Annotated in this window: 4 protein-coding genes and 1 pseudogene; all 5 read left to right on the top strand. The window is 54.0% G+C overall.

Annotated elements, in window-relative coordinates; genetic code table 11:
• Positions 1-204 precede the first annotated feature (204 nt).
• On the top strand, positions 205-666 hold the full coding sequence (locus EOM25_11575) for a hypothetical protein (GenBank protein NCC25811.1): 462 nt from the start codon (positions 205-207) through the stop codon (positions 664-666).
• Positions 663-1,091 carry an arsenate reductase ArsC gene (locus EOM25_11570; GenBank protein NCC25810.1) on the top strand — a complete coding sequence of 143 codons (429 nt, stop codon included), beginning with the start codon at positions 663-665 and terminating at the stop codon, positions 1,089-1,091. Before EOM25_11575 ends, EOM25_11570 begins: the two co-directional genes overlap by 4 nt.
• Before the next feature lie 7 nt (positions 1,092-1,098).
• A pseudogene (gene arsB / locus EOM25_11565) lies at positions 1,099-2,190 on the top strand (ACR3 family arsenite efflux transporter).
• Positions 2,191-2,283: 93 nt separating this feature from the next.
• Positions 2,284-3,642: an EAL domain-containing protein gene (locus EOM25_11560; GenBank protein NCC25809.1), complete on the top strand. Its 1,359-nt coding sequence runs from the start codon at positions 2,284-2,286 to the stop codon at positions 3,640-3,642.
• 174 nt (positions 3,643-3,816) lie between these two features.
• Positions 3,817-5,853, top strand: a complete 2,037-nt coding sequence (locus EOM25_11555) for a hypothetical protein (GenBank protein ID NCC25808.1) — start codon at positions 3,817-3,819, stop codon at positions 5,851-5,853.
• Positions 5,854-6,033: the final 180 nt, after the last annotated feature.

Below are 6,033 nucleotides of genomic sequence, written 5' to 3'. Positions count from 1 at the left end.
CGCATCGTCCTGTCCGGGATGAACTCCATCCTGAGTTATCTGGAGGAGGAAGGCCTTTTACTCGAACACGTGGATGACGGAGACGACTCCTTGTTTGATTTGAATGGAACAGTAGAGGATCTTACGGAGTCTTGATCGGACCCCATCGACAAGTACCTCGAAACCTGCCATGACCGGCCCATGACGCGAAGAGTTCTGTTCACCTTGATCCTGACCCTTGTTCTGACCGGCTGTGCTGCCAAACGCTCCATGCCGCCTGCAGGACCCAAATATCCTTCCACGTTGTGCGGCATTTTGTGCGAGCTCTATGAAGAATTACAACTGTTTAAAATGAAAGAAAAATTCCATCTCCTGGGCTTCACGGACGAGTCTCCGTACAATCCTTGGTACGAACGCCTGCAATCCATTATCGGCGTTAAAAACGAGCCGACCGAAGTCAACGACGCAGCCCGGGCACTATGCATGCTCGGCCTGGCTTATCGCCAGGAACAGGGCAACGAAAATGCGCTGACCCAGGCACTGAACCGTCAGATTCAAGCCTCCCTGATGCAACTCAGGACTCTCGAGAATGAAAAGAGGGCGGCCAAGGGGGCCGGGACGCTTAATAATGACCGGGAATATGATCAAGACAACACCAACGCCACATCTCGTGGAGCTCAACCATGACGCGCATCCTGTTTCTCTGCACCGGAAACTCCTGCCGCAGCCAGATGGCCGAGGGCTGGGCCCGGGCCATCAAGACTGATTCCATCGAGGCCCATTCGGCAGGCATCGTCAGGCACGGACTCAATCCCCGGGCCGTGGCAGTCATGGCCGAGGCTGGAGTTGACATATCCGGCCAATCCTCCAAGACCCTGGACGATCTCCCAAACCTTGATTTCGACTGGGTCGTCACCTTGTGCGGCCATGCCCACGAAACCTGTCCCTTCTTCCGGGGCAAAACCCTCAGGATGCATGTCGGCTTCGACGACCCGCCCAGTTTGGCCCGAAACGCCAAGACCGAGGTAGAGGCCCTGGGCCACTACCGGAGGGTCCGGGACGAGATCAGGGCCTTTGTCGAAACGCTTCCCGGATCACTGTCTCAAAAATGAGGTGACCATGACCGCATCAACACTGAAACGACTCGGCGTTCTCGACCGCTACCTGACGCTGTGGATTTTCCTGGCCATGGCCGTTGGGGTGTTCGGTGGATATATCTATCCGGGAGTCCGCGATGCCATTAACATCTTCCAGGTCGGAACCACCAACATTCCCATCGCCATTGGTCTGATCCTGATGATGTACCCACCCTTGGCCAAGGTGCGCTACGAGAAACTGGGCTTTGTCTTTCGGGACATCAAGATTCTGGGGCTTTCCCTGGTCCAGAACTGGATCATCGGCCCCATCCTTATGTTTCTTCTGGGCGTTCTCTTCCTTTCCGGACACCATGAGTACATGGTGGGCCTCATCCTGATCGGCCTGGCCCGGTGTATCGCCATGGTCCTGGTCTGGAACGAGCTGGCCCACGGCGACGCCGAGTACTGAGCCGGCCTGGTGGCCTTCAACTCCATCTTTCAGGTCATCTTCTTCTCGATCTACGCTTGGTTCTTCATCACCATCCTGCCGGGCTGGTTCGGCATGGAGGGAGCCGTGGTGGACATCACCATCGGACAGATCGCCGAAAGCGTGTTCATCTATTTGGGCATTCCCTTCATCGCCGGGGTCGTCACACGCATTGTCGGGCTGAAGACCAAGGGTGAGACATGGTACAACCAAACCTTCATCCCCAGGATCAGCCCACTGACCCTCATCGCCCTACTGTTCACCATCGTAATCATGTTTTCCCTCAAGGGCGAATACATCGTCTAACTGCCCATGGATGTGGTTCGCATTGCCATTCCCCTGTGCGTCTATTTCCTGCTCATGTTCCTGATCACCTTCTTCATGTCCATGAAATTTCGGGCCACCTACGAGCAGACCACGACCCTGGCTTTTACCGCGGCATCTAACAACTTCGAACTGGCCATCGCTGTGGCCGTGGCCGTTTTTGGCCTGAATTCCGGAGAGGCCTTTGCCGCAGTCATCGGCCCCCTGGTCGAAGTGCCTGTGCTCATCGGCTTGGTCAACGTGGCCCTGTGGCTCAAAGCAAAATACTTTCCTCACGCTGTAAACACCCCATCAGGGGTCTGCCACGTAACCTGCAAACCCTAGAAACGGAGACCGTGACACACCCCGAGATATTTCTCGATATTGTCAAAAAATTAGGCAAAGTTGCAGAAAATTGCCAATACGTGATCCAAAACTATGGCATTGACCATAGATTTACGCTGGCACGGTCCTGGCAGACCCGACTCCATGATCCAACCCATCCAAACCCAGGTGGCGAACTCATCCGGGTCCGCCCTTGGTCCATCCCTGCCCCTAAGCCTGTCGGACATCGAAGTCTTTCTGGCTTCGAGCCAACCCTTAGATCTGGCCTGCTGCCCGGCCAGGTCACTGGCCAGCGCCTTTCAGCCCATCTTCAGCCTGGCGCACAAGCGGATCGTCGGCTTCGAGGCTCTGATCCGGCCTCGGGATGGAGACGGCCGGGCCCTGCCACCGCCGGTTCTCTTCAACGATCGGTGCACCATGGCCGAATTGACGGCCTTGGATCGCATGAGCCGTTTTGTCCATCTGCTCAACTTCGAGGCCCTGAATGACGGCCTGAGCTGGCTTTTTCTGAACATCCATCCCCAGGTGGTCGTCCACGGGCATTCCTTCGGCTCATTCTTCGAGGCCCTGCTGGACCGGTTCAATTTTCCGGCCCACCGGGTGGTGGTGGAAATCGTCGAGCACCCCATCACCGACAACGAGCTCCTTCTGTCCACGGTGGAGTACTATCGAAGCCTCGGCTGCCTCATCGCCCTGGACGATTTCGGGGCCGGAGGGTCCAATTTCGAACGGGTCTGGAACCTGGGGCCCCACATCGTCAAGTTCGACCGCTCCTTTGTCCTCCGGGCCGCCAGCCGAGGGTCGATTCGGGACATCCTGCCCGGGCTGGTCCATCTCTTTCACCAAGCCGGAAGCCTGGTCCTCATGGAAGGGGTGGAAACCTCGGACCAAGCCCTCATCGCCCTGGAGGCAGGGGCCGACTTCGTTCAGGGCTTCCACTTCGCGCGGCCCCTGAGCGATCCGGACGAACTGCTGGCCTTGTCCTTTGATTTTCGAGGATTGTTCGCAGAATTAAAGGCCCGGACCCTGGCCCGGGAGGAGGTCTCCCGCCGGGAATCATCCGGATGGGAGCGACTCTTCCGGGCGGCCGGAGCCCTGGTCCACGAGGACGGCAATCTTTCCCGGGCCGCCGATCTGCTTTTTCGCGACCCCCAGGTGGTCCGTTGTTTTTTACTCACCCCGGACGGAGTCCAGATCGGGCAGACCATCCCCGCCCCCACCTACCACTCCGTCATGGACCCCCGCTTCGCCCCGGTGGAGGCCGCTGCCCAGGCCGACTGGTTCCGGCGGCCCTACCTGCGCCGGGCCCTTCGCGAACCTGGCAGGGTCCAGATCACCAGGCCCTATCTGTCCATCACCGGGGCCCACATGTGTGTCACCCTTTCCCTGTGCCTGGAAGGCCCCACCGGGCCCCTGGTCCTGTGCTGCGATCTGGACTGGCGTCCGGCCTGATCCCCTTCACTGAAACAACGGCTCGACAATACGCATTCCGCCATGTGGTTTGATGTACAGGGACTTCATGGCCTCGGGCATCATGTCGTTGACCTCCATGAACCGGCCCAGGGACGTGGTCTGGGAACCATTCGACAGGGTCGGTGTTGACCGTTGAAATGACAGTCTCTTCCAATGTGGGAAAGACGTTGCCATCGTCCCCGACCTTGGCTATCCGTGAAGCTGCGTGATGACACAGCCACGAATGATTCGGAAGCCCTCAGTGCCCACACCTGCCCATGTGCGCTACCGTTCAGGCGTCTAGCTGGCCGGATTTCAGTTGAACAACTCCACGGACAATGTCTTCCTCGACAACCTTGGATGCATGTCCGGCTCATGCACGATCCTGCATTATCCACATGCGGCCGTGGATTCTTGAAAAGCGCCTCTTTTTTTCGTTCACTCACGATTCACGTGGACAGGAGATTTGAAGTGAATAATCTTTTTAAATGTTTGAATCAACAATCTTTCGCTTTATCACCATTTGGACAAAAAATGATATGGGGAAATATGGGAAAGACAGTAGTTCTTATATTTTTATTTTTCTTCCTTCTTTTTGAATCATCATTTGCATCTTTTCCTAATGAATTCAGTTCTACAGATACAAAATCATTAAATATTTTTTCACGAAACGACATCAAAAAATCCGATTCCTCTCTCGATCAGTACCTGATTGCCTATTATCCATTTAACGGTAATGCACATGATGAAAGTGGTCATGGTCACCACGGCGTGGTGACCGGTGCAACGCTGGCTACGGACAGAAATGGAACGACACATTCATCATACTTTTTTGATGGATCCAGCTACATAACTGTCGAGGCGGATGGGTCGATTCTAAATGTAGATACCAATGGATGGACCATTTCGTGCTGGGTCAAACCAGACTCAATTCAATCGGCAAATGCGGCGTCCATGATTTCGTATGGATACGGCAGAAACGGAGGCTACAACGTCGCCTATTGGTATCAATATGGAATGTTTGTAACGACGCTGTATGACTATTCTTGGAGTGGCGACTATGTGTCGCAGGATGAACTGGATGACATCACCTGGTATATGTATACCACTACCTACGATGGAGACACATTGCGTGCCTACGTAAACGGCGTTTTGGTTGATGAAAAACCGGGCACCTATTTCCAAACAACGAACAGCTATCCACTCAGATTTGGAGCAGACTCCAGCTCGGCCAGCTATTTTTTCAGAGGATACATGGACGATATCAGACTCTATCGCAAGGCGCTGACGGATCTGGAAGTGGCCCATATTTCTGGATTATCCGGGGCCATTCGCGCCACGAAACTGAATGCCTATTCCTTGGCAGACTTTGAACAAGGCATCCTTAAACCGGCCAAATTCTCCAATTTTTGGGCGGTGTGGGGCAATAACGGAAACGCCTATAGTGAAGTGGTCGAGAACCCGCTTAAATCCGGAGCAAACACATCGGACTATGTCTGCGTATCCCATACGTTCCCTTCGCTTCCGGCACCAAACACCACTGATTGCGACAAATCGGAATATGTGCTGACCTCGGCCCATGGCCTTGTGACCGACCAGCATCATATATTAAAATGGAAACTGTTGTTAACAGATGACACCATCTTGAATATCGACGATATCGTTTGGGACTGGATGTCGTTCAACCAAATTCATACCGGCGCGGCAAAATATCCAAAAGCGCCCGCATCAAATTATCCAGAGGACGAAACGATTGCCTACGGCGGTGGCATCTTTAACGATTTGAAGAAAGCCAATGAAGAAGATCCTTCCATCTATCATTTTCGTTATAGAGCGATACCCGACGAAAAACTCGTGCCGTTTCATATCAAGACCGGCCAGTGGATGTCGTTCACCTACGAAATAGTCTGGACGCAGTCTTCCAAAGGCTATTGGCGGGTTTGGAAGGATGGCGAGTTGCTCGATTATGCCAACAACGTCAAAACGCTCCCAGATTCGTACGACCCTGCAGCCGATGACTTTCTACATTTCAAAACTGGGCTCTACAACAAATGGAACGATCCGGTCATTGATCGACTTAGCCTCTATTTTGATGATATCGAACTATATATTGGCGACGATATACGCGTAGAAGATGTGGCTCCAGAGTGCGACACGAGCTTGCTTCCCACCAAAATGGGGATGCATTGGTTGATGTTATTGATAGAATAATTCCAAGATTAACAATATAGAATCCGATCGGGATATTGCACACGCATGCCTACCGAATTCACCACCGAATTGCGCGTTCCGGCCGAAAGGCGCTTTCTGGCCCTGGTTCAGGGACATGTCCGCGAACTGGCCCGGACCCTCGGTCTGGCCGAAAAGAATGTCTTGTCCCTGGAACTGGCC

It is taken from the genome of Deltaproteobacteria bacterium (assembly GCA_009929795.1).
Taxonomy (GTDB): domain Bacteria; phylum Desulfobacterota; class Desulfovibrionia; order Desulfovibrionales; family Desulfomicrobiaceae; genus RZZR01.
The sequence above is the reverse complement of the archived record's forward strand: the minus strand, read 5'-3'. Positions and strand labels throughout refer to the sequence as shown.

Bases quoted from the DNA above. Each gene is read 5' to 3' on its own strand.
- EOM25_11570 (NCC25810.1), top strand. From the start codon at position 663: ATGACGCGCATCCTGTTTCTCTGCACCGGAAACTCCTGCCGCAGCCAG.
- EOM25_11560 (NCC25809.1), top strand. From the start codon at position 2,284: ATGGCATTGACCATAGATTTACGCTGGCACGGTCCTGGCAGACCCGAC.
- EOM25_11555 (NCC25808.1), top strand. From the start codon at position 3,817: ATGTGGGAAAGACGTTGCCATCGTCCCCGACCTTGGCTATCCGTGAAG.